Annotated in this window: 23 protein-coding genes; 18 read left to right on the top strand and 5 right to left on the bottom strand. The window is 66.2% G+C overall.

Annotated features, from left to right (window positions below):
* Window positions 1-122: 122 nt before the first annotated feature.
* Entirely contained in the window at window positions 123-350 is a 228-nt protein-coding gene (locus tag AC5YGJ_RS00835; RefSeq protein WP_496185606.1) for an Arm DNA-binding domain-containing protein, read from the top strand.
* Window positions 351-440: 90 nt separating this feature from the next.
* Window positions 441-1,325 carry a tyrosine-type recombinase/integrase gene (locus AC5YGJ_RS00830; protein WP_496185450.1) on the top strand — a complete coding sequence of 295 codons (885 nt, stop codon included), beginning with the start codon at window positions 441-443 and terminating at the stop codon, window positions 1,323-1,325.
* A gap of 5 nt (window positions 1,326-1,330) precedes the next feature.
* Here AC5YGJ_RS00830 and AC5YGJ_RS00825 read toward each other — a convergent pair whose 3' ends face one another.
* Window positions 1,331-1,501 carry a hypothetical protein gene (locus AC5YGJ_RS00825; protein ID WP_496185449.1) on the bottom strand — a complete coding sequence of 57 codons (171 nt, stop codon included), beginning with the start codon at window positions 1,499-1,501 and terminating at the stop codon, window positions 1,331-1,333.
* A 382-nt stretch (window positions 1,502-1,883) separates the two neighbouring features.
* Here AC5YGJ_RS00825 and AC5YGJ_RS00820 point away from each other — a divergent pair, with 382 nt between their 5' ends.
* The 5 genes from AC5YGJ_RS00820 to AC5YGJ_RS00800 all read left to right on the top strand — a co-directional run bounded on the left by AC5YGJ_RS00820 (window position 1,884) and on the right by AC5YGJ_RS00800 (window position 7,512).
* A complete protein-coding gene (locus AC5YGJ_RS00820) occupies window positions 1,884-2,645 on the top strand; it encodes a vWA domain-containing protein (RefSeq protein ID WP_496185448.1) in 762 nt (253 codons plus the stop codon).
* A gap of 2 nt (window positions 2,646-2,647) precedes the next feature.
* Window positions 2,648-3,403 (top strand): PP2C family serine/threonine-protein phosphatase, encoded by a 756-nt coding sequence (locus AC5YGJ_RS00815; RefSeq protein ID WP_496185447.1) that lies wholly within the window; start codon window positions 2,648-2,650, stop codon window positions 3,401-3,403.
* Window positions 3,404-3,407: 4 nt separating this feature from the next.
* Window positions 3,408-4,823: a hypothetical protein gene (locus AC5YGJ_RS00810; RefSeq protein ID WP_496185446.1), complete on the top strand. Its 1,416-nt coding sequence runs from the start codon at window positions 3,408-3,410 to the stop codon at window positions 4,821-4,823.
* Window positions 4,820-6,502 (top strand): TonB family protein, encoded by a 1,683-nt coding sequence (locus AC5YGJ_RS00805; RefSeq protein ID WP_496185445.1) that lies wholly within the window; start codon window positions 4,820-4,822, stop codon window positions 6,500-6,502. The genes AC5YGJ_RS00810 and AC5YGJ_RS00805 overlap by 4 nt, the downstream gene beginning before the upstream one ends.
* A gap of 653 nt (window positions 6,503-7,155) precedes the next feature.
* Window positions 7,156-7,512: a hypothetical protein gene (locus AC5YGJ_RS00800; RefSeq protein WP_496185444.1), complete on the top strand. Its 357-nt coding sequence runs from the start codon at window positions 7,156-7,158 to the stop codon at window positions 7,510-7,512.
* A gap of 220 nt (window positions 7,513-7,732) precedes the next feature.
* Here the strand turns inward: AC5YGJ_RS00800 and AC5YGJ_RS00795 are convergent, their stop codons facing one another.
* Window positions 7,733-8,113 carry a hypothetical protein gene (locus tag AC5YGJ_RS00795; protein WP_496185443.1) on the bottom strand — a complete coding sequence of 127 codons (381 nt, stop codon included), beginning with the start codon at window positions 8,111-8,113 and terminating at the stop codon, window positions 7,733-7,735.
* Window positions 8,110-8,538 (bottom strand): VOC family protein, encoded by a 429-nt coding sequence (locus AC5YGJ_RS00790; protein ID WP_496185442.1) that lies wholly within the window; start codon window positions 8,536-8,538, stop codon window positions 8,110-8,112. The genes AC5YGJ_RS00795 and AC5YGJ_RS00790 overlap by 4 nt, the downstream gene beginning before the upstream one ends.
* A 332-nt stretch (window positions 8,539-8,870) precedes the next feature.
* Here AC5YGJ_RS00790 and cyoA point away from each other — a divergent pair, with 332 nt between their 5' ends.
* Genes cyoA through cyoD form a run of 4 tightly spaced genes read left to right on the top strand, consistent with a single transcriptional unit; the run spans window position 8,871 to window position 12,887 of the window.
* Entirely contained in the window at window positions 8,871-9,911 is a 1,041-nt protein-coding gene (gene cyoA / locus AC5YGJ_RS00785; protein WP_496185441.1) for a ubiquinol oxidase subunit II, read from the top strand.
* Window positions 9,912-9,913: 2 nt separating this feature from the next.
* Window positions 9,914-11,911, top strand: a complete 1,998-nt coding sequence (gene cyoB / locus AC5YGJ_RS00780; protein WP_107230229.1) for a cytochrome o ubiquinol oxidase subunit I — start codon at window positions 9,914-9,916, stop codon at window positions 11,909-11,911.
* Window positions 11,908-12,546: a cytochrome o ubiquinol oxidase subunit III gene (cyoC, locus tag AC5YGJ_RS00775; RefSeq protein WP_107230230.1), complete on the top strand. Its 639-nt coding sequence runs from the start codon at window positions 11,908-11,910 to the stop codon at window positions 12,544-12,546. Before cyoB ends, cyoC begins: the two co-directional genes overlap by 4 nt.
* Window positions 12,546-12,887, top strand: a complete 342-nt coding sequence (cyoD, locus tag AC5YGJ_RS00770; RefSeq protein WP_005408584.1) for a cytochrome o ubiquinol oxidase subunit IV — start codon at window positions 12,546-12,548, stop codon at window positions 12,885-12,887. Before cyoC ends, cyoD begins: the two co-directional genes overlap by 1 nt.
* A gap of 252 nt (window positions 12,888-13,139) precedes the next feature.
* Here the strand turns inward: cyoD and AC5YGJ_RS00765 are convergent, their stop codons facing one another.
* Complete coding sequence (locus AC5YGJ_RS00765; protein WP_496185440.1) at window positions 13,140-15,197, bottom strand: putative bifunctional diguanylate cyclase/phosphodiesterase; 2,058 nt, start codon at window positions 15,195-15,197, stop codon at window positions 13,140-13,142.
* A 149-nt stretch (window positions 15,198-15,346) separates the two neighbouring features.
* Here AC5YGJ_RS00765 and radA point away from each other — a divergent pair, with 149 nt between their 5' ends.
* The 4 genes from radA to AC5YGJ_RS00745 all read left to right on the top strand — a co-directional run bounded on the left by radA (window position 15,347) and on the right by AC5YGJ_RS00745 (window position 21,702).
* Window positions 15,347-16,723, top strand: coding sequence for a DNA repair protein RadA (radA, locus tag AC5YGJ_RS00760; RefSeq protein ID WP_309337265.1), 1,377 nt, complete (start codon window positions 15,347-15,349; stop codon window positions 16,721-16,723).
* A gap of 208 nt (window positions 16,724-16,931) precedes the next feature.
* Complete coding sequence (locus AC5YGJ_RS00755; RefSeq protein ID WP_309337268.1) at window positions 16,932-18,788, top strand: ATP-binding protein; 1,857 nt, start codon at window positions 16,932-16,934, stop codon at window positions 18,786-18,788.
* Between the two features lie 48 nt (window positions 18,789-18,836).
* Complete coding sequence (locus tag AC5YGJ_RS00750; RefSeq protein ID WP_496185439.1) at window positions 18,837-21,143, top strand: tetratricopeptide repeat protein; 2,307 nt, start codon at window positions 18,837-18,839, stop codon at window positions 21,141-21,143.
* Window positions 21,144-21,237: 94 nt separating this feature from the next.
* Window positions 21,238-21,702 carry a YqhG/Tai3 family protein gene (locus tag AC5YGJ_RS00745; protein WP_496185438.1) on the top strand — a complete coding sequence of 155 codons (465 nt, stop codon included), beginning with the start codon at window positions 21,238-21,240 and terminating at the stop codon, window positions 21,700-21,702.
* 91 nt (window positions 21,703-21,793) lie between these two features.
* Here the strand turns inward: AC5YGJ_RS00745 and AC5YGJ_RS00740 are convergent, their stop codons facing one another.
* A complete protein-coding gene (locus AC5YGJ_RS00740) occupies window positions 21,794-22,588 on the bottom strand; it encodes a cytochrome C assembly family protein (RefSeq protein WP_249844671.1) in 795 nt (264 codons plus the stop codon).
* Window positions 22,589-22,710: 122 nt separating this feature from the next.
* Between AC5YGJ_RS00740 and ffh the strand changes: the two genes are divergently transcribed.
* The 3 genes from ffh to AC5YGJ_RS00725 all read left to right on the top strand — a co-directional run bounded on the left by ffh (window position 22,711) and on the right by AC5YGJ_RS00725 (window position 26,121).
* Window positions 22,711-24,087 carry a signal recognition particle protein gene (gene ffh / locus AC5YGJ_RS00735; protein ID WP_014036403.1) on the top strand — a complete coding sequence of 459 codons (1,377 nt, stop codon included), beginning with the start codon at window positions 22,711-22,713 and terminating at the stop codon, window positions 24,085-24,087.
* A gap of 148 nt (window positions 24,088-24,235) precedes the next feature.
* Window positions 24,236-25,312, top strand: coding sequence for an NAD(P)H-dependent flavin oxidoreductase (locus AC5YGJ_RS00730; protein ID WP_496185437.1), 1,077 nt, complete (start codon window positions 24,236-24,238; stop codon window positions 25,310-25,312).
* Window positions 25,309-26,121 carry an aminotransferase class IV family protein gene (locus AC5YGJ_RS00725; protein WP_496185436.1) on the top strand — a complete coding sequence of 271 codons (813 nt, stop codon included), beginning with the start codon at window positions 25,309-25,311 and terminating at the stop codon, window positions 26,119-26,121. Before AC5YGJ_RS00730 ends, AC5YGJ_RS00725 begins: the two co-directional genes overlap by 4 nt.
* The last annotated feature ends 83 nt before the right edge of the window (window positions 26,122-26,204 follow it).

Raw genomic sequence — 26,204 nt, 5'->3', positions numbered from 1 at the left:
GTTGAAACAGCAACGGCAGCGAGCAGGAGTTGAAGACCCTCATCGAGGACGATCCGCATCCAAACATCGCCTCGCATCCTGTCCTAAGTTGGCCTTATAGCCACTTACGGACGCTCCGCCCAATGTCATCCGCCCTCACCAAGCGCATCGTTCTCACAGCAGAACCCCGAGATCGCCCCTACGAGCTCAGGGACTCTCAGGTTCGCGGCCTGATTCTGCGAGTGCAACCCTCGGGCCACAAAGCTTGGATCGTGACCTGGGCGCACGGTAAGCGTCGTACCTTGGGGTCGGTTGAGCATCTGACACTTGATCAGGCCCGTGACCAAGCCCGGCAAGCCGTTGCTGAGTAAGTTCAGTCGGGATTGCCAGCGCTTGCGAAGTCCAAGCCCACCAGTTGCACGCTCGAGACGCTGCTCAATGATCACTTCGAGCCTTGGGCTGTGGCTGAGCTCAAGGGTGGTCGTCAGTACCCGGACCGCATCCGATCGGTGTCCCCGTGGCTGTTACGCCGTCAGATCGTAGAAATAGACGTGCCCACAATGGAGCGATGGTGGCGCGGGCGTGTCACTGGTCCTGATGCCGTCACCAAGGCTACCGCAGCGCGCGACTTTGCTTGCCTGCGGTCTGCCTTGTCTCGGGCCGTTGAGTGGAAGCTGATCGAGACTAACCCTCTCATGGGCATGCGTCAGCGATCAGCAGCTAGCCGCAAGGTGGTTCGGTTCCTGTCCCCTGATGAGGAGGCGATGCTCCGGGCCACGCTGGCAACGCGCGATCTGGCTGGCGTAGAAGGCAGGGCGAACGCGAATGCGGCCCGACGTAAGTACAGGCAAGCGGTTCTGCCTGACTTGCCGATGGACGGCTATGTCGATCACCTGACCCCGGTGGTCCTTACAGCCATCAATACCGGCATGCGGCGGGGTGAGCTGCTGTCGATGACATGGGCGGACATCAACTGGGAAGCCAAGATGCTGACCATTCGAGCCGAGAACGCCAAGTCCGGTAGGCAGCGTCACATCCCGCTAAACGTCGAAGCCATGGAAGTCCTGCAGCGTTGGGCTGGGCAAGCGGGCGAGCGCCGTGCGGGCAAGGTCTTCGACGTGACCGACATCAAGAAGGGGTGGGGAAAACTCATAGCCGATGCCCGCATTGAAGAGTTCCGCTTCCATGATCTGCGCCATCATTTCGCATCACGCTTGGTGCGGGCGGGGGTGGACCTGAATGCCGTGCGGGAGCTCTTGGGACACGCAGACATCACCATGACTCTTCGCTACGCCCACCTGGCCCCGGACACCCTGGCGGCGGCAGTTGCCAAGCTGGCGGCGTGAGAGGGCTAGTCCCTCTGCTCACCAGCCAAACGATCGAGCTCTTCCCGCATCCTTTGGCGCTCCCCAGAGGGAAGCTTGGCGAAAGCCAAGATCGCCGCAGCCAGGTCATCGTCCTCAGCGAACAGGTAGGCGACCGGTACATCCAATGCCTTGGCCAACTCTGCAGCCTTGGTCATGTCAGCTTGGTTTCGTTCGCGCTCGTACCTGTTGATCAGCACGGCACCCCGGTTCTTGTCCTGGTCTGGTCCTTATCCACCAGCGCCCCCTGCGCGCGCTGGGAGAGCCCGCGCAATGCTCGAGCTTCGGAGAGCCGCTTGGAAAACGTTGCAGTAATGACAGTGGGCGACGGCGCGCGGAGGTAACCCGCTTCAGCAGGTGCGATATCCCAAGCTCATGTCGCATCTGCACCGTGAGGATCGTCCTGCTTCTGAAGAAATGTTCCCGAACGACGGTATCGGCAAGGCATCAGTTGGCTGTCCACAACGCCGGTGCATAGGCGGATTCCGGGCGCGTCGGCAAATCTGGCAAGCGCCGCCATGTGGTTCAGGAAGCCGGCTCGTGGCATCCCTTTTCCGTCTGTGCCTATACTCGATGCAACCGCATACAGCGGCCCGATCCATAGCACAAAGGCTTACTACAATGTCCATTGGCGCGATTCCTGACGTTTCGCTGGTCGACAACAGCGAACAGCGCACGCCGTTGATTCTGGTGCTGGACTGCTCCGGTAGCATGGGCGGTGGGCCAATCAAACAGCTCAATGCTGGCCTGAAGCTGCTGGAGAATGAGCTGAAGGATGACGTGATTGCGGCCAAGCGCGTGCGCGTGCTGCTGGTGGAATACGGTGGCATGGACACTGCCACGGTACGTGGCGACTGGTGTGATGCAATGGATTTCACCGCACCGGCGCTGAAGGCCAACGGCACCACCCCTACCGGCGCGGCGGTGGAGCTTGCCCTGCAGGAAATCGAAGATGAGAAGCAGCGCTTCCGGCAGGCTGGCGTGGCCTACACGCGGCCATGGTTGTTCCTGATGTCCGACGGGCAGCCGACCGATGCCTGGGAGGCAGCAGCCGAGCAGTGCCGTAGTGCCGAGGAGCAGAACAGAGTGGCGGTGTTCCCGATTGCAGTGGGTAATGCCGACCTTGGTGTGCTTGGCCAGTTCAGCCGGAATGGCGAGCGCGGGGTGAAGCGCTTGCAGGGCCTGCAGTTCAAAGAGCTGTTCCTGTGGCTCAGCGCGAGCATGCGAGTGGTGTCCAATTCGACGCCCGGCGGGCAAGTCCAGCTGCCGGCGACCGATAGCTGGTCGCACGCGCCGGTCTGACCGTGGGCTGGCGTGTTATGGCCGCCTCGGCTACGGGGCGGTCGCACGTAGATCGCGGGCAGTCCTGCCAGGACGCGCATGCCGCCGTATGCAACGGCGCGCTGCTGGCGGCCGTGGTCTGCGATGGTGCCGGTTCGGCCTCGCACAGTGATGTCGGGGCGCAACAGGTGTCGCGCAGCGTCGCCGCCGCAGTGGCGGCAGCACCGGCGTTGGGCGTTGCACCACTGGCGGTGCCCGTGGACGTGTTGCGGCCGATCATTGAAACAGCCATCGACGACGCGCGCGGTCAACTGGCGCTGTTAGCCGCCGGGTGTGGCCTGCGCCTGTCCGACCATGCCTGCACCCTGGTGGGGGTAGTAGCCGATGCGCGTGGTGGCTGGTTCTTCCATATCGGTGATGGGGTCGCTGTCTGCGCATTCAACGGTGACACTGCCGATGCAGTGTCGCTGCCGGCCAATGGCGAGTATGCCAACGAAACCTGGTTCGTCACCGGATCCAGTTGGCGGCAACAGTTGCGGCTGACCCGTTTCGAAGGGCCGGTGCAGGCGCTGGTGCTGATGTCCGACGGCGTGCAGCCCTTTGCGATGACACGCCGTGGGGATACCTTGTTCCAGCCATTTTTCGCGCCGGTGCTGCGCTATCTCACTGCCGTTGATGAGGTGCATGGCAGCCAGGCTCTGCATGCGACCTTGTCCGACCCACGCACCGATGGCATTACCGGCGACGATAAGACGCTGCTGATCGCACTGCCGGGCTGAGCACATGCCCGGCCGCAGTGGAGAAACCATTTTCGACCAGCGGCGCCAGCCGCTGACCCTCCTGCGCCTGCTCAAGAGCGGTGGCGCCGGCAGTGTGTTCACTCTGCGGGAGCGTCCGCGCGAGGTCGCCAAGCTCTATCATTCGGCCAAGGACGCGCCGCTCTACGAGCGCAAGCTGCGGGCAATGCTGGAGCTGCAGCCGGATCTGCTGACGCTCCGCGAGGGTGGGCGCGAACGGGTTCAGATCGCCTGGCCGACCGGCCTGCTCCGTAACCGTGACGGGTGCTTCATCGGCTTCAGCATGCCAATCCTGGACGTGTCGGCCACCACTGATCTGGAGCATGTACTGCAGGAACGGCAGGCACGCGCCGCAAAACTGCCCACCGGTCTGGGCGCGAAGATGACCTTGGCGGCGAATCTGGCGGCGACCCTGGCAGCCTTGCACCGCTGCCAGCACTACGTGGTCGACCTCAAGCCGCTGAATGTACGCTTCTACCGGGATGCGCTGTTCATCGCCATGCTTGATTGCGATGGCTTCAGCATCCAGGGCAAGGGTGAGCGTTTCCCGGCCGGCCAGGTGACCACCGATTATCTGGCGGCCGAGTTCCAGCAGCGTGGGGTCACGCCGGGCGATGAAGAGGCGCAGGATCGCTTCGCATTGGCGGTGATCGTCTTCCAGTTGCTCAATTCTGGCCTGCATCCCTATGCCGGGCGCCCCCAGGGGGCCGACGTGCCCAACGACCTGCCCGGGCGCATCGCTGCACGGTTGTATCCATATGGCCGGCGCGGCAACAGCCGCCTGCTGCCCGCACCAGTCAGTGGCCATGAGATGTTCCCGTCGGACCTGCGCGATCTGTTTGATCGTGCGTTTTCGGCGCAGCCGCAGCGCCGTCCATCGGCGCAGGAGTGGTCGTCGCTGCTGATGGGCTACGCGCAGCGAAGTGGCGGCCAGTTGGTAGCGTGCAGCCAGGACGCCAGCCACCAGCACTTCGCCGGGCTTTCCTGCGCAGCATGCGCGCGCGCCGGCCTGGTCGCACGCAGTGCGCACATAGCGCGGGTGGCACAGCACGCGAAGGGCGGCAAGGGTCGCGGTCGCAAGCGGAAACATACCCGCACTGCCTCGCCCCCGCAGCAGCCGGCAGCCGCACGTCCGGTAGCGAGGCCGGCAGCTCCGGGCGCTGCTGTCGCAACCAGTCAGCTTCCCGGCCTGGGATCGCGGGTGACGATGGCGGCGGTTGGCACCTTGGTGCTGGGTTGGGTGGCCGGCTGGGGCATGCCGGCCTGGCGTGCCTACAGCGCGCTGCCCTCGCCGGGCTGGTGGGATGGCTTTGAGTTGGCCCTGCAGTCCGGCATGCTCCTGCTGGGCGTGCTCTTGTACATCCTGTGCGTACCGGTCTTGATCCTGGGGAAGCGGCCGTGAAGTGGCTGGGCTGGCTGGCCGCGCTGCTGGCGGTTCTGATTGGCCTGACGCCATTGTGGGCGTGGCTGGGCGGTATGGTTTACTCCGCGTTTGATGTGCTGGGCCATCTGGGTGCACGCCCGTCCATCAGTGATGGTCGCGCTGCCTTCCGCGCAGCGGTGATGCTGGGCGGCACGGTTTCGGTGCTGTCGCTGCTGCGCGTGGCCTGGCTGGATCGGTCTGGCGATTACCTGGTGGCGGCTCTGATGCTGGGCCTGGGTTTTGGCGTGGTGGTGGTGTTCTCCGGTGGCGAAGGGCCTGTTGATCACGACGCACCACACCAGGTCTACGTAGGGGCGAGCGATCTGGCGCGCGATCAGCGGCAATGGAGTTCGCGCGAGGCATTCGAGCAGAGTTCGCTGCAGACAGTGGAGGCGGCGATGCGCGCTGGCGCACGCGGAGACCTAGCGCAGGTTGATCACCTGCTGAGCGAGCTGAAGACATCTGCCCGGCTCTGGCCGCGCGCGTCTGACCATACGCATGAATTTGCACGCCTGCGCGACCAGTACAGCGCAGTGACGGACAAGATGAACGCACTTTCGCCGCGCAGCCGTAACGGCGTAATCGATCGCAGTGTGCTGGCAGCAAGGCGGAGCCCGGAATACAAGGCGCTGGACGCGGAATCGACCGAACTGCTTCGGCAGATGTGGGCTGCGTCGCCGCGCCGCCCGGCCATTGCACTGGCGCTGTTGATCGAAGACATGCGAGCGCTGTCGATGCGCGGCTTCTTCGGCCGGCGGCAGCTGCCCCCTGCGTTGGACGAGTTGCCATTGCAGGAGCGCCTGTATCGAATCCAGACCCTCTTGGAACAGGTGCTGGCCTACGCGCCCAACGAAGTTCCCGTATGGGAGGCCTACAGCGAAGTAATGGTCGACCAGGACGAGGAACTGGCGCTGGGCGCGCGCGTGGTGGCCGGCCAGTTGGAACGACGGCTGCGCAGCGGCGTGGACACGCGTGACTACCTCAATACAGGCAATATCCTGTTGGGCAGCGACGTGCGCCTGGGAGCCATCATGATGTCGCGCGGCGCCAGGGAGCGCTCGGAGATTCTGGAGGCGCGGGCCCGGGTGCTGCTCGGACCGACTGTGGACAAGACTGCTGACGTTGCAAGTGATGACGCTGGCGGCGACACGGCGGCCTCGCCTGGCGGGATGTCAGAGCCGGGCGTGCCAGTGGCGTCGGTGACGCCGCCCTCGGAACAGCTCGACGCAGAGCGTGCGTTGCCGCCGCGCGGAACGCTGGCGGATGACACAGGGTTGTGGGTGCCGCCGCGACCCCGGGCGTCCACAGCCCCGGCGCAGGAAAAAGGCGGGCCAGCCAACGCGACGGACGGTGACCGAGGAACGCTGCGGGTGGATCTGGTCGCGGCGGGCTTCGCACCTGAGCCATCGCCATCTTTGCCGGCTGGCACCGTGGTTGCCCGCAACGTGCGTGTGTTACTGGTGGTTGATGTATGGGAGGACGGGCAGGTGACCTCCGTGCTTGTGCAGAAGAGCAGCGGCGTCCTCGCGCTGGACCAGGCGGCGCGGGCGGCAGCGGCCGGCTGGCGCAGTGCAGGCAAGGTGCCGGCTGGCGGGGAGCGACGAGGGGTGGCAGTCGAGTTCCTGCCACCGCGTGGTGAGCCCCCAGTGCTTCGCTGACCGGATTCATCCTGCCCTGCCGGAGCAGCCAGCAAGCCATGTGGCCTCTGGATGCCGTAACCACTGCCTGCCCGGTAGTGCCAGCCCATGGCTGGCAAAAGTAAGGTCATGGCCTGTCGCTTCCAGCACGACAAATCGGCCCATTGCGTCAAGTCGCCCCAAGCCATCGGTCCGTCGTGTATTAAGTCGCGTCGCGTCATACAACGAGTGATAAGCGAGAATCGTCACGCATCCAACCTATTGCCGCGCATTTTGCGGAACCAAAGTTCGCATGCGCCTCTGCATCGGTACGCTTGCGACTTCCCTTGTCGTCTCCACCACTCACTGCGCATGCAATAATTCGTGCCGCACTTTCGATGCATCCGAACCTTTCGGATTTTTCTCATTGAATCGAACGTGCAGGCGTAAACAACCTGGCGCGCCACCGAAAGCGGGTGGCCGGGCGTGCAAACCCGAGCACATGCTGTAAACGCTTGCCAGCCGGTATCGCTCTGAAGCGGTGCCGGCTGGCAATCCGTCGGCCTATATGGCGGACGGTGCGTGGGGGTCTTCGGGCCCGCCGGCATAGCATGTGTCCCGGTTTGCAACCCGCACCGTCCGCCACCCCATTCCGTGCGGTGGCGCTGTTAAGTACAGCCACGGAAGCCGACGTAATGACCACTCACAAGATTCCGCAGTTTCCCGTCGATGACCCCATCACCGACAACGACAATCCCTCCGACGAGTTCAGCACCTTCCTGGGCTGCCTCAAGCGCATCCGCGATGGCGAAGGCTCCGATGGAATGCTATGGCCGGAAGAGAGCCTGTCTGAAGGCCGTCGCCAGTCATTGGCCAGAATCGATCGCGCGGCCGTGGGCATGCTGACTGCAGTGGAGATGCTGCACGCGGCGAGTCGCTGCGAATCGGTGGCGACGCCCGACCGCCATCTGGATGAGGGAGTCGTCGAGGGGCTGTTCTTCGCATGCCGCGAATTGGCTGAATTGGTGTGCAGGGAAGTTCGGCCGTCTTGACATCCGCCGCCTGGGCAACCACTCACGGCATTCCAGAGTGAGTCACTATCGCTGGACGCGTCCAGCGTACTTTGCTGCTCTGGTGGTTCGCTCGCGGAATCTTTGGCACCCCGTTGTACTGCTGGTCGGCCTGAGTGCCTGGCCCCGAGGATGGTTGAACGCTTCGACGTGAAGCGCGGAGCGCTATTGGCCTAGCGTCGCACCCACACCGGGGGCATCTTCACCCCGGTCGATGCGAAGCCGGCTTCCACGCCAGTTGCTCACGATGGAAGCATCCCAGCGCCCGCAGGTAGCCGCCGGCCGCTCCCGCAACCGCACCGCACGCCAGCCGGCCTGCCATGTCCGCCCATCGGGCCGCGCGGATCCGCAGCCAGGGCAGGGTGCCCAGCAGTTGCGCGCCCAGCAGCAAGGCCAGCACATCCAGCCCCAGCGCATCGACCAGCGGCAGCAATGGCAGCAGATCCGGATTGCAGGCCAGCACGATCAGCAGCCCGGTGCCGAGCAGGGCGGTCACGCGCTGTGCGAGGGGCGAGGCCAGCCAGCGCCGCACAGCATTGAGGCCATGCCTGCCGCTCGCCGCCCCCGGGGCGTCCCTGCTCATGCCGTGGCTCCGTCGGCGGGGCCTTTCAGTTCGATGGTGTTGCCATCCGGGTCGGTGAAGTAAAGCGACAGCCCATCACCTTCGGCGCCGAAATTGACGTCGGCCGGCCCGGCCACCGGCACACCCAGCGCCTGCAGGTGCGCGACCAGGGCAGGCTCGTCGAAGGGGGTGATGCGCAGGCACAGGTGATCGGTGTTGCGCCCCTCCGCCTCGGGCCCACGCCCGCCGCGCAGGCCCAGCGGGCCGTCCAGGCTCACCAGGTCGATCATCGATGCCCCCGCACGCAGATGCACCAGACCCAGGTGATCGCGCCGCCGCACCACCTCACAGCCCAGCACCTGTCCGTAGAACGCCACGCTGCGCGCCAGGTCGCGAACCCGGAACACCACGTGGTCGATGCGCTCAACAACAAACGGACTTGCCATCCGATCCATCCTCCCAGTGCAGATGCAGCTACCTGAATATGTTCAGTGAACTTTGCCGGGTCTGTTGCGTCGGTGCCCGACGGCCTGATGCTACGCTGCGCGTCCTGTGGTGATCTGCCCCCGCGGGTGCGCGGTGCGACAACGTGTCGCAGCCAGATTGGCGCCTTTCCTGCGCCCGATCATTGTCAATGTCTTTCTTAAATGGTGGGTGACGGCCTAAAATTGAAAGGCTGACTCGACCCCACCTCACTGCCTGTCTCACCACAGGCGGGACCGGCTTTGCCGGAGCGGGCAGGACGGGGAACGGCATTCCCTCGCAATTGGATCGACCGATGATTCCGTTGAAAACCCTTGGGCGCTGGTTGCGCCCGGGCCTGCTGCTGTCGTTGCTGGTGATGCTCACCGGTTGCGATGCGGTGGCCATCCTCAGTCCGAAGGGCCAGATCGGCCAGGATGAGAAGACCCTGCTGATCACGGCCACCGTGCTCATGCTGCTGGTCGTCATCCCGGTCATCATCATGACCCTGACCTTCGCGTGGAAGTATCGCGCCTCCAACACCAAGGCCCGGTACGAGCCGAAGTGGTCCCACTCGACGGCGATCGAGGTGGTGGTGTGGTCGATCCCCTGCATGATCGTGCTGGTGCTGGCGGTCCTGACCTGGCGTTCGTCGCACGCGCTTGACCCGTACAAGCCGCTGGAATCGGACGTCAAGCCGGTCACCATCGAGGCGATCTCGCTGGACTGGAAGTGGCTGTTCATCTATCCGGAAGAGAAGGTGGCGGTCGTCAACGAAATCAAGTTCCCGGTCAACACCCCGCTGAACTTCAAGATCACGTCCGACACGGTGATGAATGCGTTCTTCATCCCGCACCTGGGCAGCATGATCTACTCGATGGCCGCGATGGAGACCAAGCTCCATCTGATCGCCAACGAGACCGGTCAATTCCCGGGCATGTCCTCGCACTACAGCGGCGCGGGCTTCGCCAAGATGCACTTCACCGCCTACTCGGTCACCGATGCCGAATACCGCCAGTGGCTGGACCAGGTCCGTGCCGGCGAGCAGACGCTGGACAAGGCTTCGTTCAAGGCGCTGGGTGAAGCACGCAACGCCGAGTGGTACCCGGTGACCTACTTCGGCAAGACCGAAGAAGGCCTGTTCAACTGGGTCATCGCCAAGCACATGGGCGACAACAAGCACTACGGCATGAAGCATGAACATGCCGGTGCCGCCGCTGCCGATGCCGCCAGCCATGAAGCGCACGAGGGCCACGCCCCCAGTGACGCGCATGATTCCAAGGAGTCGGGTGAGAACCTGGACGCCACCGAACACGAACACGCAGGCCACGCCGGCCACGCGGGTTCGGGAGAATGAACATGTTGGGAAAACTCTCTCTTGAGTCGATCCCCCACGATCCGATCGTGCTGACCACCCTGGTCGGCGCGGTGCTGGGTGGCCTGGGCGTCATGGCCCTGATCACCAAGTTCAAGCTGTGGGGCTATCTGTGGAAGGAGTGGTTCACCTCGGTGGATCACAAGAAGATCGGCGTGATGTACCTCATCGTCGCCTTCGTCATGCTGCTGCGCGGCTTCTCCGACGCCATCATGATGCGTACCCAGCAGGCGCTCGCCGTCGGCGGGTCCGAGGGTTACCTGCCGCCGCACCACTACGATCAGATCTTCACCGCCCACGGCGTGATCATGATCTTCTTCGTGGCGATGCCGCTGATCACCGGCCTGATGAACCTGGCCGTGCCGCTGCAGATCGGTGCGCGCGACGTCGCGTTCCCGTTCGTCAACTCGCTCAGCTTCTGGCTGTTCGTGTCCGGTGCGGTGCTGATCATGCTGTCGCTGTGGATCGGTGAATTCGCCGCCACCGGCTGGCTGGCGTTCCCGCCGTTGTCGGGCATCGAATACAGTCCAAGCGTCGGCATGGACTACTACATCTGGGGTCTACAGGTCGCAGGCCTGGGTACCACGCTGAGCGGTATCAACTTCTTCATTACCATCCTGAAGATGCGTACCCCCAGCATGAAGCTGATGCAGATGCCGGTGTTCACCTGGACGGCGCTGGTCACCAACGTGCTGATCGTCGCCGCCTTCCCGGTGCTGACCATCACCCTGGTGCTGCTGACCCTGGATCGTTACCTGGGTACGCACTTCTTCACCAATGACGGTGGCGGCAACGCCATGCTGTACATCAACCTGATCTGGATCTGGGGTCACCCGGAGGTGTACATCCTGGTCCTGCCGGCGTTCGGTGTGTTCTCCGAAGTCATCGCGACCTTCTCGCGCAAGGCGCTGTTCGGCTACAAGGGCATGGTCTACGCCACCGCCTGCATCGGCGTGCTGTCGTTCATCGTGTGGCTGCACCACTTCTTCACCATGGGCTCGGGTGCCAACGTCAATGCCTTCTTCGGCATCACGACGATGATCATCTCGATCCCGACCGGCGTGAAGATCTTCAACTGGCTGTTCACCATGTTCCGCGGTCGCGTGCAGTTCACCACGCCCGTGCTGTGGACCATCGGCTTCATGGTCACCTTCACCATCGGCGGCATGACCGGCGTGATGCTGGCGATCCCGGCCATCGACTTCGTGCTGCACAACAGCCTGTTCCTGATCGCCCACTTCCACAACGTCATCATCGGCGGCGTGGTGTTCGGCATGTTCGCCGGCATCACCTACTGGTGGCCGAAGATGTTCGGCTTCCGCCTGAACGAGTTCTGGGGCAAGTGCGCCTTCTGGTGCTGGTTCATCGGCTTCTATGTGACCTTCATGCCGATGTACGTGCTGGGCTTCATGGGCATGACCCGTCGCCTGCAGAGCACCGTGAACCCGGCCTACGAGCCGCTGCTGCTGGTGGCTGCCGCAGGTGCCTTCATCGTCGGTGCCGGCATCCTGTGCCAGATCATCCAGGTGGCCGTGTCGATCCGCGACCGCAAGAAGACCGTCGACCTGACCGGCGACCCGTGGGATGCCCGTACGCTGGAGTGGGAAACCTCTTCGCCGCCGGCCTTCTACAACTTCGGCACGCTGCCGGAAGTTACCGAGCTGGACGACTTCTGGGAGCGCAAGCAGCGTGGTGAAGCCTGGCCCAAGCCGGCCAAGTACACCGACATCCACATGCCGCGCAACACCGGCACGGGCGTTGTCATCGGTGCCTTCAGCCTGGTGTTCGGCTTCGCGATGATCTGGCACATCTGGTGGCTGGCCATCGTCGGCTTCGTCGGCATGATCGCCACGTTCATCTACCGCACCTTCGACCAGGACGTGGACTACTGGGTCCCGGCCGCCGAGGTGGAACGCATCGAGAACGAACACCGCAAGCACCTGGAAAGCCAGGGCCTGGTGAAGTCGGAGCTGAAGGCATGAGCACCAATACCTCCACCCTGAGCCACGGGCACGCCGCGCATGCGGCGGCCCATGGCCATGACGACCACGAGCACCACGACACCGGCGGCAACACCGTCTTCGGTTTCTGGGTGTACCTGATGAGCGACTGCCTCATCTTCGCCTCGCTGTTTGCCACCTACGTGGTGCTGGCCGGCGGTACCGATGGTGGCCCCGGCGCGAAGGACCTGTTCGAGCTGCCGTTCGTGGCGTGGGAAACCGCGCTGCTGCTGACCTCGTCGCTGACCTTCGGCCTGGGCATGATCGCCATGCACCGCAAGCAGATGGGCCAGATGTACCTGTGGCTGGCCATCACCTGGCTGCTGGGCTTCGGCTTCATGTGCATGGAAGTGTGGGAGTTCCAGCACCTGATCCACCAGGGCTACGGTCCAGACCGCAGTGCCTTCCTGTCGGCGTTCTTCGCCCTGGTCGGCACCCACGGCCTGCACGTCAGCGCCGGCCTGCTGTGGCTGCTGGTGATGTTCGTGCAGCTGAAGAAGTACGGCCTGACCCCGACCAACAAGACCCGCATGGCGTGCCTGAGCCTGTTCTGGCACTTCCTGGACCTGATCTGGATCGGCGTGTTCTCCGTCGTCTACCTCAATGGAGCGCTGTAATGGCACATGACAACCATGCACACGACCACGGCACCGGCGGCGAAAGCCATGGCACCGTGAAGTCGTACCTGATCGGCTTCGTGCTGGCGGTGGTGCTGACCGTCATCCCGTTCTGGATGGTGATGTCGGGCGATTTCTCGCGCACCGTCAACGGTGTGGTGATCGCCATCACCGCGGTCCTGCAGATGCTGGTGCACCTGGTGTTCTTCCTGCACCTGGACCGTTCCTCGGAAAGCCGCTGGAACGTCAACGCTGCGGCCTTCACCGTGGTGGTGATCGGCATCATCGTGGTCGGTACCCTGTGGGTCATGCACAACATGAACGTGCACATGATGCACTGACGTCTTCGCGACGTTGCCACGCAGAAAGGCCGCCCCCGGGCGGCCTTTTTGTTTTCCTGTGGACGGGTTGATGCCACTGGTCGGATCGCGCTGCGCCTGTGCCTGCAACTGGTTGCGGCGTGGTAGTGCTGGCCGCTGGCCGGCAAATGCGGGAAGCCGGCCAGCGGCCGGCTCTACCGATAGATCCACGCCATGCGTGGATGGGGTCGGAGCCCTTGCCTGCGGCACGGGATCCGACCCCAACGCAAAACCTCAGCCCACCCGGCGCAGGAACTCGTCGGCCTCCATCGGCCTGCCCAGGTGGTAGCCCTGCAGCTGGTCGCAGCCCAGCGCGCTCAGGTACTCACGCTGCGCCTGCGTCTCCACGCCCTCGGCCACCACCTGCAGCTGCAGGGTGCGGCCCAGTGCGATGATCGAGGAGACGATGGCGGCATCTTCGGCATTGCATTCCAGATCGTGCACGAACGCGCGGTCGATCTTCAGTTCGGTGGCCGGCATGCGCTTGAGGTACAGCAGGCTGGAATAACCGGTACCGAAATCATCGATGGCAATGTGCACGCCCATCGCGGTCAGGTCGTTGAGGATCGCCAGGCTGGCGTCCACATCCTTCATCGCGGTGGTCTCGGTGATCTCCAGGGTCAGTCGCGCCGGTTCGATGCGATGCCGCTGCAGCACCTCGCGCACGCTGTCCAGCAGCGCCGGCGAGGCGAACTGCAGGGGCGACAGGTTCACCGCCATCGTCCATTGCCCATGCCCGGCGTCGTGCCATGCGCGCAGCTGCGCACAGGCGCGGTCCAGCACCCAGTCGCCGATCGGCAGGATCAGGCCACTGCGCTCGGCGATGGGAATGAACACGTCCGGCGCCAGCAGGCCCAGTTCCGGGTGCTGCCAGCGCAGCAGGGCCTCGGCGCCGGTGGCCGGGGCGCCGGCGGCCGGGAACTTGGGCTGGTAGTGCAGCACCAGTTCGCCGCGTGCGATCGCCTTGCGCAGGTCCTGCAGCAGGCGCAGCTGCCGGTTGGCACTGAGCTGCATCGAGGGAGTGAAGAAGGTGTAGCCGTTACGGCCGGTCTCCTTGGTGTGGTACATCGCCGCGTCGGCGTGCGCCATCAGCTCGCGCTCATTGCTGGCATCGTCCGGATACAGCGCGATACCCAGGCTGGCGCTGACCTGCAGTTCGGCGGCGTCCAGCGTGAACGGTTCGCTGGCGGCGGCGATGATGCGCTCGGCCACCACCACCGCGTCATCGGGCGTGTCGATGGCCAGCACGATCACGAACTCGTCGCCGCCCAGGCGGGCGAAGGTGTCCTGCGGCCGCAGCTGGCTGCCGATGCGTTCGGCCACGGCCACCAGCAGGCGGTCGCCCAGCTGGTGGCCATAGACATCGTTGACCGCCTTGAAGCCGTCCAGATCGCAGAACATCACCGCCACGGCGTGCTGCCGCCGGCGTGCCTTCTCGATGGCCTGCTCGATACGGTCCTGCAGCAGCATGCGGTTGGGCAGCTGGGTCAGCGGGTCATGCAGGGCGGCCTGGATCAGCTTGTCGTTGGCATGGGCCAGTGAGTCGGCCAGCAGGCCGGTGCGCACACGCATCTGCCGGTCGAACAGCGAGGCCACCAGCGCGATGCCGAGGGTCGCCACGGTGGTCACGATCACCAGCATCGCCAGCCAGCGGGTGTCGATTGCGCCGCTGCCGACCGCGCCGCAGATGCTGCCTTGCGGGAAGCGCGCGGCGGCCATGCCGGTGTAGTGCATGCCGACGATGGCCAGGCCCATCAGCAGTGATGCCAGCAGGCGCAGCCGCAGCGTGTTGCGCTGCTCGGCGCGCAGGCGGAAGGCGATCCACAGCGCGGCGCCGGCCGCGCCGATGGCCACCGCGATGGATGCGGCGAACCAGCCCGGGTGGTAGTCGATGCCGGGCTGCATGCGCATCGCCGCCATGCCCAGGTAGTGCATGGCGGCGATCCCCAGGCCCATCAACACCGCGCCCGCCATCAGGTGGCGCCAGGGCAGGCTGGGGCGCGAGACCAGCCACAAGGCGTAGGCCGAGGCGCCGATCGACACCGCCAGCGAGTACAGGGTGATGGCCAGGTCGTAGCCCAGCGGAATCGGCAGACTGAAGGCCAGCATGCCGATGAAGTGCATGGACCAGATGCCCAGGCCCATCGCGGCGGCACCGCCGGCCAGCCACCAGCGCGCCACGCGGCCTTCAGCGGTGGCCAGGCGGCCGGCCATGTCCAGCGCGGTGTACGAGGCAAGAATGGCCACCAGCAGCGAGATGGCGACCAGGCTCTGACTGTAACTGCCAGTCATGTTGAATCCAGTGGGAAAGGAAGGGGCGGCCGCAAGGCACACGCCCGCGACCGCTATCGGCGCGGGTGGGCGGGACTTGAGCGGTCGCAGCAGCTGCGACCAGGCTCGGCTATCCTGCCACGCCTGTTCCCGTTGCTGGAAATCATCCGATGGCAAAAGCCCGTACCGCCTACGTCTGCAATGAATGCGGCGCCGAGTACAGTAAATGGCAGGGCCAGTGCACCGAGTGCAATGCCTGGAATTCGCTGTCGGAGATCGTCCTGGAAAGCGCCGCCGCAGCCAAGGCGCCGGCCTCGCGACGGGCCGGCTGGGCAGGCAAGATCGATCCGCCGAAGATCACCGCGCTGAAGGATGTCGAGCAGACCGAGCATCGCCGGGTCAGCACCGGCATCGGTGAATTCGACCGGGTGCTCGGCGGCGGCCTGGTGGAAGGCGCGGTGGTGCTGGTGGGTGGCGATCCGGGCATCGGCAAGTCCACCCTGCTGCTGCAGGCGGTGGCGAAGATGGCGGCCGAACTGCCGGTGCTGTATGTGACCGGCGAGGAGTCGCTGGCGCAGGTGGCCGGTCGCGCGCACCGGCTGGAGCTGCCGCTGGATGGCGTCAATGCCTTGGCCGAGACCGGCGTCGAATCGATCCTTCAGCACGCCTCCAAGGCCGGCCCGCGGCTGATCGTGGCCGACTCGGTGCAGACCCTGTGGACCGAGAGCCTGACTGCCGCGCCCGGCTCGGTCAGCCAGGTGCGCGAGAGCGCGGCGCGGCTGGTGCGCTTTGCCAAGGAGACCGGCACTGCGGTATTCCTGGTCGGTCACGTCACCAAGGAGGGCGGCATCGCCGGCCCGCGCGTGCTGGAGCATATGGTCGATGCGGTGCTGTACTTCGAAGGGGAGAGCGGTAGCCGGTTCCGCCTGTTGCGTGCGTTCAAGAACCGCTTCGGTGCGGTCAATGAGCTGGGCGTGTTCGCGATGGGCGACAAGGGCCTGAAGGAGGTCTCCAATCCCTCGGCGATCTTCCTGTCCGGTGGCAGTACCCATCAGCCCGGCAGCTGCGTGATGGTCACCCGCGAGGGCACCCGCCCGCTGTTGGTGGAAGTACAGGCGCTGGTCGATGCCTCGCCGCTGTCGAACCCGCGCCGTGTCGCCGTTGGCCTGGAGCAGAACCGGTTGGCCATGCTGCTGGCGGTGCTGCATCGCCACGGCGGCGTACTGGTCGGTGACCAGGACGTGTTCGTCAACGTGGTCGGTGGCATCCGGGTGCAGGAGACCGCCGCCGACCTGCCGGTGCTGTTGGCCGTGCTGTCCTCGCTGCAGGACCGTCCGCTGGCGGAAAAAACCATCGCCTTCGGTGAGGTCGGCCTGTCCGGCGAGATCCGCCCGGTGCCCAATGGTGAAGACCGCCTGCGCGAGGCCGCCACCCATGGTTTCAAGCGCGCCATCGTGCCCAAGGCCAATGCGCCCAAGGGCGGCTCGGTGAAGGGCATGGAGGTGATCGCGGTGGAGCGCCTGTCCGAGGCCATTGACGCGGCGTAACACCGGTCCTGTGGAGCCGAGCCATGCTCGACTGGTGGTCAAACAGCAGTCGAGCATGGCTCGACTCTACAAAGAGCGAACAGCAGCCGAGCATCGGCTCGGATCTACACGTGTCCAATGCAGTAACGGTCAGCTTCACTGTGCTAGTTTTTCCCGCTCGACGAAGACGCCCTCTGGTGTCTTTCCGTGCCCAGGAGTAACCGATTACATGCAGGACACCGCGCTCATTGCCCCCAACGCCGAAATCCGTCGTGCCGGGGTTGATCTCAATGGATTGATGACGGTGCTGGGCAAGCACCTGTATTCCACCCCGGTGGTGGCCCTGCGCGAGCTGGTGCAGAACGCGCACGACTCGATCATCCGCCGGCGCATCGAGCAACCCGGTACCGAGGTGCCTTCGCGCATCTCGGTGCAGGTCGATGCCGGTGCGGGCGTGCTGCGCATCACCGATACCGGTGCTGGCCTGACCCGCCAGGAAATCCACGACTACCTGGCCACCGTCGGCGTCGGCTATACCCGTGGCCTGCGCCAGGGCGGCGAGGACGATGAAGGCCTGATCGGCATGTTCGGCCTCGGTTTCCTCTCGGCGTTCGTGCTGGCGCGCCGCGTCAGTGTGCGCACCACCTCCTACCAGACGCCGGAGCAGGGGCACCTGTACGTGTCCAGCAACGCCGAGCAGTACACCGTCAGCGAAGTGCCGGCGCGTGCAGTCGGCACCGAAGTGGAGCTGGAGCTGCATCCGGATTTCGTGCCGCTGGCCAACGAGGCGCGCCTGCACGAGGTGCTGGGCCGCTACTGCGCGCTGCTGTCCGAGCCGATTTTCATCGGTGGTGCGGCCGAGGCGCTCAACCCGGAACCGCCGCCATGGCGTGGCCAGGGCGAGGTGGCCCTGCATCCGGTGCAGGCACGGCGGCAGGCGCTGCAGTTCGCCGCACGCTTCGAGCACGATTTCGAACCGATCGTCACCGTGCCGCTGCGCGCCGACGGCGTCAGTGATGCCACCGGCCTGCTGTGGGTGCAGGATGGCGCCACCTATGGCACCAGCGACAACCGCAACCTGTCGGTGTTCGTGCGCGGCATGCTGCTGGACGATGACGCACGCGATCTGCTGCCGCCGTGGGCTGGTTTCATCGGTGGGGTGATCGAATCCTCGCGGCTGACGCCGACGGCGAGCCGCGAGGATCTGCAGCGCGATGACCAGTACCGCGCAGTGCAGCATGCGTTGCTGGAAGCGCTCATCGATGGCCTGGCCGACGTTGCGCGGCAGCAGCCGGAAGCATGGCGGCGGGTGCTGACCCGTCACAACGAGGCATTGCTGGGCGCCGCCCTGTGTGATGACCGCCTGTTCGAGCTGCTGATGGAGCATGTGCGCGTGCCGACTTCGCAGGGCGACCTGCCGGCCAGCGCGTTGCCGGCTCGTGGCGCCGTGCACGTGATTCTCGACAACGGTGGCGGTTTCGAGGAAATGCTGTTCCGCGCGATGGGCGTGCCGGTAGCACACGGCCATCGCTACGCGGTGGTGCCGTTCCTGCGCCGCTGGGCCCAGGCCAAGGGCCTGCGCCTGGTGGAACTGGGCACCGAGCAGGGCAACCGCGCGCTGTTCCGCAGCGACGACAGCCTCGACGAAACCCAGCTGGCCTGGCTGCGTGAGCAGCTCGGTGACGGCGAACAACTGCTGCCGGCGCGCTTCAGCCCCGAGGCGCTGCCGGTGGTGGTGGTGCCCGACCGCGAGGCCGAACTGAAGCAGCGCCTGGAAGACGACGAGAACGACAAGCGGGTGTCGATGGCGGCCCTGCGCCTGGCCCGGCAGTTCACCGCGCGCATCGAGTCGCGTGCACCGTCGCGGCTGTACCTCAACCTCGATAATCCCGCGGTGCAGGCGCTGCTGCGCGCACAGCGCGAGGGCCATCCACAGGCCGAAGCGGCGGCGCGCCTGCTGCGCTCGCTGAAGATCATCGTCGCCGCGCAGGGGCGCCCGCTGGCACGTGCGGCAGCCACGCCCGGCCCGGATCTCAACGGCGCCTTTACCGATATCGCCGGTGCCCTGCAGCAGATGCTGCGCTGAGCACCGCACCTTCTCATCCAGCCTTCGCTAGACAGGAGCAATGACCCCGTGGACATCTGGAACTGGGTTGAAAAACTGCAGGGCGACCTGCGCCAGGCCGGCCAGGCGCAGAATGCGCACCTGCTGAACCGGCTCGCCGACGAGGTGAGCGAGCTGCACGTCGATCGCGTCGACGCTCTGCTGCCGGAAGCGCGCGCGCTGGGCAAGGCGCTGGACAATCCGTGGGTCGACGTCTACGTCGGCCACTGGGCGCTGCGCAACCGCGTCGGCAACCGCGTCGAGGGTGAGAGTGCGCTGGGCGAGGCGGTCGCGCTGTTCGAACGTGCGCATCGCGAGGATACGCTGGAGTGCCCGCAGTCGATCTGCGTGACCCAGGATCTGGCCGCCTGCTACGGCAACATCGACGGCCCGGGCTGGGTGCCCGAGCGCATCGAGGTGTGCGATGAAACGCTGGCGCGCATCGACCCGAGCTGGGCCTGCTTCCAGTGCCTGAGCTGCGAGAAGGCCGATGCGCTGCTCGATGATGGCCGTGGCCAGGATGCATTGGCGTACCTGCAGGTGCAGTCCGACGCGATCGAGGCCTGCGGCAAGGAAGTGTTCGACAGCTTCCCGGAGATGCAGATCAAGATCCTGCTCGGCATGGGCCGTGCCGAAGAAGCGTTGGCGCTGATCGACAAGCGCGAAGCCGAAGTGGCCGCATCCGGCGAGTACGAGCCGGCCAACTGCACGGTGCCGCGCCGTCTGTCCAAGGCCTGGGCGCTGGCCCAGCTCGGACGCGACGAAGAAGCACTGCAGCAGCTGGTGCCGTGGAGCGAACTGACCCCGACCTACTGGCGGTTGTGGGCCAACACGGCCGCTGCACTGTGCCAGCGCGATCCGCAGCGCAATACCTGGGATCTGGGTACCCGCTTCAACACCATCATCGAGCACTTCGCCCGGGTCGGTTCGCACCGCCTGCTGATCGAGGTGGCGGCACTGAGCCTGGAGCTGGCCCTGCAGCGTGGCGCGCGCTGGGTGGCGCAGCGTCAGCTGGAACTGGCCCGTACCCATCTGGCGCAGCTGCGCCAGGACCGCGGTGCGGCGGCGCTGGTGGCCGGCCTGGCCGCACGCATTGAGGCCTTGCCGGAAGCGGCGCCGCTGCCGGTGCCGGCCACCGAGCTGCTGGCCTGGCTGGGTGCGCAGGGCGAACAGAGCCAGGCACGGGACCCCGAGCGCGAGGCGCAGTGGTTGCTGCAGGCGCATGCGCAGTGTCCTGACGATGAGGCGCTGGCCGAAATGGCGGCCTCGGCACTCAATGCGTGCGGCGCGCAGGCCGAAGCCCGCGCGTTGCTGTGGCGGTTCGTGCGGGCACATCTGCAGGAAGATGGCGCGGCCGCCTATACGCTGATGCGCTGGCTGGCCGAGCAGGGCGACGACGAGGGCCTGCGCCAGCTGGCCGATGCTTACCGCGGCAGCGTGCCGGTGTTCGCGCACTGGTGCGAGGTGCAGCGTGCGCGCCGTGTGTCCGACTGGCCGGCGCTGGAGCAGGCAGCTCAGGCGCTGCTGGCGCTGTCGCCGGGGTCGAACGGCGCGCGCGGCACGCTGGCACGCATGTACATGGAGACCGGGCGCTTCAGCGAGGCGCAGGCCTGCTACGCACAGCTGGTGGAGCTGCTGGAAGACCCCAACGCCGCCCACTGGGATCACATGAGCGCGGCCAGCGCGGCGCGCGACTGGGATGCGGTACGTCGCTCGGCGGCGGCCATCGGCATGGAGCTGTCCAGCCAGGAGGGGGTTGTCGAGGAGCCCTGGGGCTGGGTGATCATCCGCAGCGAAGAGGAGGGCGAGCCGATGGAGTACTACGCCCGGCGCACTGGCCCGGTGACCGCGCGCATCGTCGAGAACGCCCCGGCCAACCGCGCCCAGCAGGTCGGCGACTGGGTGGTGTTCGATGCCGCCCTGGTGCATCCGGCGCCGGAGGAGGAAGAGGCGCGCCAGCACTTCATCCCGACCTACGCGCAGGTGCATGTGCTGGAGCGGGGCGGTTTCGCCCGCAGCTGGCTGATCGATGGCGCGCACCCGGGCGAGGACGCCTGGAACGCGCTGGTCGAATCGGCCGAGGCACAGGGTTGGCAGGTGTGGTCGCACAGCCGCGCCGACTACACGGTGACTGACCCGGATGAGCCAGATGGAACGCTGCCCGGCCTGTTGTTCACGGTCGCCCAGCCGCAGGACCATGCGCCGCTGGCGCTGCACCGTTTCCTGCAGCAGGCCACCGCTGACTGGCCGCATCCGCACTGCTGGCTGCGCCTGGCCGAGGCCTGCGACCAGGACCGCCAGCCGCACCTGGATGTGATCGAGCGCTACGGGCTGTAATCCTGGTATCGGGTGGTGCCGGCCGCTGGCCGGCAGCCCCTTGGATATCTGCAATTGCCGGCCAGCGGCCGGCACTACCTCAAGGACGAACGCAATGCGAAAGACAGGGATGTTGATGATCGCCGGCCTGCTGCTGGCGCCGGCCGTACAGGCTGTACCTGCCTGCCAGGAGCCTGCGGCTGTGGCCCGCGCCTTCTACGAGGCGACGATCGGCAATGGTGATCTGCTGGCGCCGCCGCCGGCGCTGGTCAGCGCGGCCTTCGGCAAGGCGCTGCGCGGTGAGCGTGTTTGCCAGCAGCGCGAGGAAGGCATCTGCACGATCGATTCGGACCCGTGGCTGGATGCGCAGGACGGCGACATCGACAGCCCGGTGCGCTACAGCTGGATAGAGACTTCGGCGGCTACCGGCCAGGTCGAAATGCGGTACTCGGTGTGGAAGGCTGCCTACGTGACCCGGTTGTCGATGGTGCGCCAAGGCCAGGGGTGCTGGCAGGTCGATGACATCCGCACCAACAGCGGCCGTTCGGTGCGGAAGATCCTGGCGCAGCCGGTGCCCTGAACCGCCTACGGCATCCACCCATGGTGCTGTCCAATTGCCGGCCTGCGGCCGGCACTACCGGGGTGGGTGCCGACCGTTGGTCGGCACGCCTCTATCGCGTATGCCCGAACACCAGCTCGATCACGAACTGGCTGCCGAAGAACGCCAGCAGCAGCAAGAGCATCGCTGCCAGTGTCCAGTGCACGGCTTTCATGCCTCGCCAGCCGTAGCGGCGGCGACCGATCAGCAGCACGCCGAACACGATCCACGACAGCACGCTCAGCACGGTCTTGTGCACCAGCTTCTGCGCCAGCAGGTCATCGACGAACAGCACGCCGGTGACCAGGGTCAGGGTCAGCAGCGCGAAACCCACGGTGATCACCCGGAACAGCAGCGATTCCAGGTCGGCCAGTGGCGGCAGGGCGCGCAGCCACGGGCGGAACTCACGGCGGCGCAGGGCGCGTTCCTGCAGCCACAGCATGATCGCCAGCAGCGCCGCAATGCTCAGCGTGGCGTAGGCCAGCAGCGCCAGCCAGGCATGGCTGGCCAGGCGCCAGCCCAGGACCTTGCTCGGTTCGTGGCCATAGCCGTGGTAGGCCAGCAGCAGGGCGGCGGCCAGCGGGAACACCACCACCCCCAGCGCCGACATCCGCCCGCGCGCACCGACCAGCGAGGTCAGCCACGCCATGCCCAGACCGACCAGCGACAACGCGGCGAAGAAATGCATGTCCGGGCCGCCGCTGGTACGCATCGCCACCATCACGTGGTAGCCGCCATGCAGCAGCATCGCCGGAAGGGCCGGCCACAGCCAGATCGGCGAGCCGGCGGTTTCATCGCGGCCGAGCGCCCGCACCAGCAGGGCACTGGCAGCCAGGTACAGCAGGACGGCGATGAGAACGATTGTCATCGTTGCAGTTTCGCATACCCCCGCCGTGGTGGCGACGGCCGCGGCGTCGCGGCGCGGGCGGCGGGGCGGACCCGCTATACTGTCTGCCTTATTGTCCCCCGCTTTCAGACAGGTTGCGCCGCATGTTCGAGTCCCTGACCCAGCGCCTTTCCGGCACCATCGAGCGCCTGCGTGGCCGTGGCCGCCTGACCGAGGAGAACATCCGCGAGGCGACCCGCGAAGTCCGCATCGCGCTGCTTGAGGCCGATGTCGCGCTGCCGGTGGTGCAGGCCCTGATCGAGCGCATCAAGGTGCGCGCGGTCGGCCAGGAAGTGCTGAAGTCGCTGACCCCGGGCCAGGCGCTGATCAAGGTCGTGCGCGACGAGCTGACCGCAGTGATGGGCGCCGAAGCCAGCGACCTGAACCTGAATGTTCCGGCCCCGGCCATCATCCTGATGGCCGGCCTGCAGGGCGCCGGCAAAACCACCACCGTGGGCAAGCTGGCCAAGCACCTGAAGGAAAAGCGCAAGAAGAAGGTGATGGTGGTCTCGGCCGACGTTTATCGTCCGGCCGCGATCGAGCAGCTGAAGACCCTGGCCGAGCAGGTCGGCGTGCTGTTCTTCCCGTCCAGCGCCGACCAGAAGCCGGAGGCCATCGTGCGCGCCGCCATCGACGATGCGCGCAAGTCGTTCGTCGACGTGCTGCTGGTCGATACCGCCGGCCGCCTGGCTATCGACGAAGCGATGATGGCCGAGATCAAGGCCCTGCATGCGGCGGTCAACCCGGCTGAAACCCTGTTCGTGGTCGATGCCATGACCGGCCAGGACGCGGCCAACACCGCCAAGGCGTTCGGCGATGCGCTGCCGCTGACTGGTGTGGTGCTGACCAAGACCGACGGTGACGCCCGTGGTGGTGCCGCGCTGAGCGTGCGCTACATCACCGGCAAGCCGATCAAGTTCGTCGGTGTCAGCGAAAAGCCGGAAGGTCTGGATGTGTTCCATCCGGACCGTATCGCCAGCCGCATCCTGGACATGGGCGACGTGCTGTCGCTGGTCGAGCAGGTCGAGCAGCAGGTCGACAAGGACAAGGCCGCCAAGCTGGCCGAGAAGGTCGCCAAGGGCAAGAAGTTCGACCTGAACGACATGCGTGACCAGCTGGAGCAGATGCAGAACATGGGCGGCATCGGCGGCCTGATGGACAAGCTGCCGGGTCTGGGCAACATCCCGGACCATCTGAAGCAGCAGGTCAGCCAGGGCAAGGAAGTGCCGCGCATGATCGCCATCATCGGTTCGATGACCAAGAAGGAACGGCGCAATCCGAACCTGCTGAACGGCTCGCGCCGTGCGCGCATCGCCAAGGGCTCGGGCGTGACCCCGGCCGACGTCAACAAGCTGATGAAGCAGTACATGCAGATGGAAAAGATGATGAGCAAGATGGCTGGCGGCGGCATGAAGGGCATGTTGCGCAGCATGAAGGGCATGATGGGCGCCATGGGCGGCCGTGGCATGCCGTTCCGTTGATCTGTTGATGCGTGGGCGCGCGCTGTGGTCGGCGCGCCCTGCGTAGAGTCGAGCTTGCTCGACTGCTGTTGGTAGTCCAGTCGAGCAGGCTCGACTCTACCCCCGCCCTGCGCGCACCATGGGGGCCTGTCCGAAACGATGGGCCGTCATGCAGAGCTCCGCTGTAACTTCCCGCGTCGAGGCGTTCTGCCGGCGCTTTGACGTTTCCGTCCCGATCCTGTTGGCACCGATGGCCGGCGCCTGCCCGGTGCCGTTGTCGGCTGCACTGGCCAATGCTGGCAGCATGGGCGCGATGGGCGCGGTGCTGTCGTCATCGGCCGACATCGGGCGCTGGATGGACGATTTCCGCGCCGCTTCGACCGGCCCGGCGCAGGTGAACCTGTGGCTGCCGGACCCCGCACCGACCCGCGATGTCGCCGCCGAGGCCGCCAGTCGCGCCTTCCTCGCGCAGTGGGGTCCGGACGTGCCCGCCAGTGCTGCCGACGCCACGCCCGCCGATTTCGACGAACAGTTCGCCGCGCTGCTGGCCGCGCGCCCGGCGGTGGCCTCGACCATCATGGGCGTGCTGCAGCCACGCTACGTGCAGCAACTGAAGGACGCCGGCATCGCCTGGATTGCCTGCGCGACCACGCTGTCCGAAGCGCGCGCAGCGCAGGATGCGGGTGCAGATGCCGTCGTGGCGCAGGGCGTGGAGGCGGGCGGTCACCGTGGTTCGTTCGACCCGGCGATGGCCGAACGCCAGCTGGTGGGATTGTTCGCGCTACTGCCCCGCTTGGCCGATCACCTGCAGATTCCGGTGATTGCCGCCGGCGGCATTGCCGACGGTCGCGGCATCGCTGCAGCGCTTACGTTGGGGGCCAGTGCGGTGCAGATCGGCACCGCTTTCCTGCGCACGCCCGAAGCGGCCATTGCCTCGGCCTGGGCCGATGGGCTGGCCGCCAGCGAACCGGAAGACACCTGGCCGACCCGCGCCTTCAGTGGGCGCCTGGGTCGTGGTCTGGCCACGGCCTATGTGCGCGCGGCCGCCGCCGAAGGCGCCCCGGCGCCACGCCCGTACCCGGTGCAGCGCGGGCTGACCGCGCCGATGCGCAAGCAAGCGGCGCAGCGCAATGAATTGGCGGCGATGCAGGCCTGGGCCGGGCAGTCGGCGTGGATGGCGCCGGCACGACCGGCAGCCGAGGTGCTGCGTGGCATGTGGGAACAGGCGCAGGCGCTGCTGCGATGACGGTAACCTGCAACGGCCAGCCGGCACGGGTCGAGGACCTGCTGCCGGCGCTGGTGAACTACGGTCACTTCACTTCCCTGCAGGTGCGTGGCCATGCCGCGCAGGGTCTGGACCAGCATCTGGCGCGGCTGTCACAGGCAACGCGTGAACTGTTCGGCAGCGAGCTGGACGCGGCGCAGGTGCAGGCATGGATGGCGCTGGCAGTGCGACAGTCAGGTCAGGCCGATGCCTCGCTGCGGGTGACCGTGTATTCGCGCCACTTCGATTTCCGCAATCCGCTGGCGGAGGTGCCGGTGGATGTGCTGGTGGCGGTGTCCGCGCCGGTGACGCTGAGTGCACCGAAGCGTGTGCGCAGCGTGGCCTGGCAGCGCGAACTGCCGCAGATCAAGCACGTGGGTACGTTTGGGCTGTTCGCGCAGCGTCGGGCGGCGCTGGCCGAGGGCTTCGACGATGCCCTGCTGGTCGGCAGCGATGACTGCATCAGCGAAGGCACGACCTGGAACCTGGCCGTGCACGACGGCCATCAGCTGCTCTGGCCGCGCGCGCCTGCCCTGCGCGGTACGGCCGAAAGCCTGCTGAAGCAGCATTGGCCCGGTCCGCAGGTAACCCGGCCGCTGCCGCGAGCGGCGCTGGCCGGTGTGAAGGCGGCCTTTGCCTGCAACGCCAGCGGCCTGTGGGCGCTGGACGCCATCGACGGGCGGGTGCTGCCGGGGTCGCAGGCGCTGGCTGAACAGGGCAGGGCGGCACTGGCGGGCGTGCCGTGGGACGCGCTGGGGTCAGAGCCCTTTTGCGCGGCAAAAAGGCTCTGACCCCGGGAGCAGGTGCCTGGGGTTGGCTCGGCCCGGCTCTGCCGCTATAATCGCCCGCTTACCTCGCCATCCTGGCGACTGGG

The organism is Stenotrophomonas sp. CS3K5, from assembly GCF_059515225.1.
Note: the sequence above shows the minus strand (reverse complement) of the source record. Positions and strands in the feature narration are given on the sequence as shown.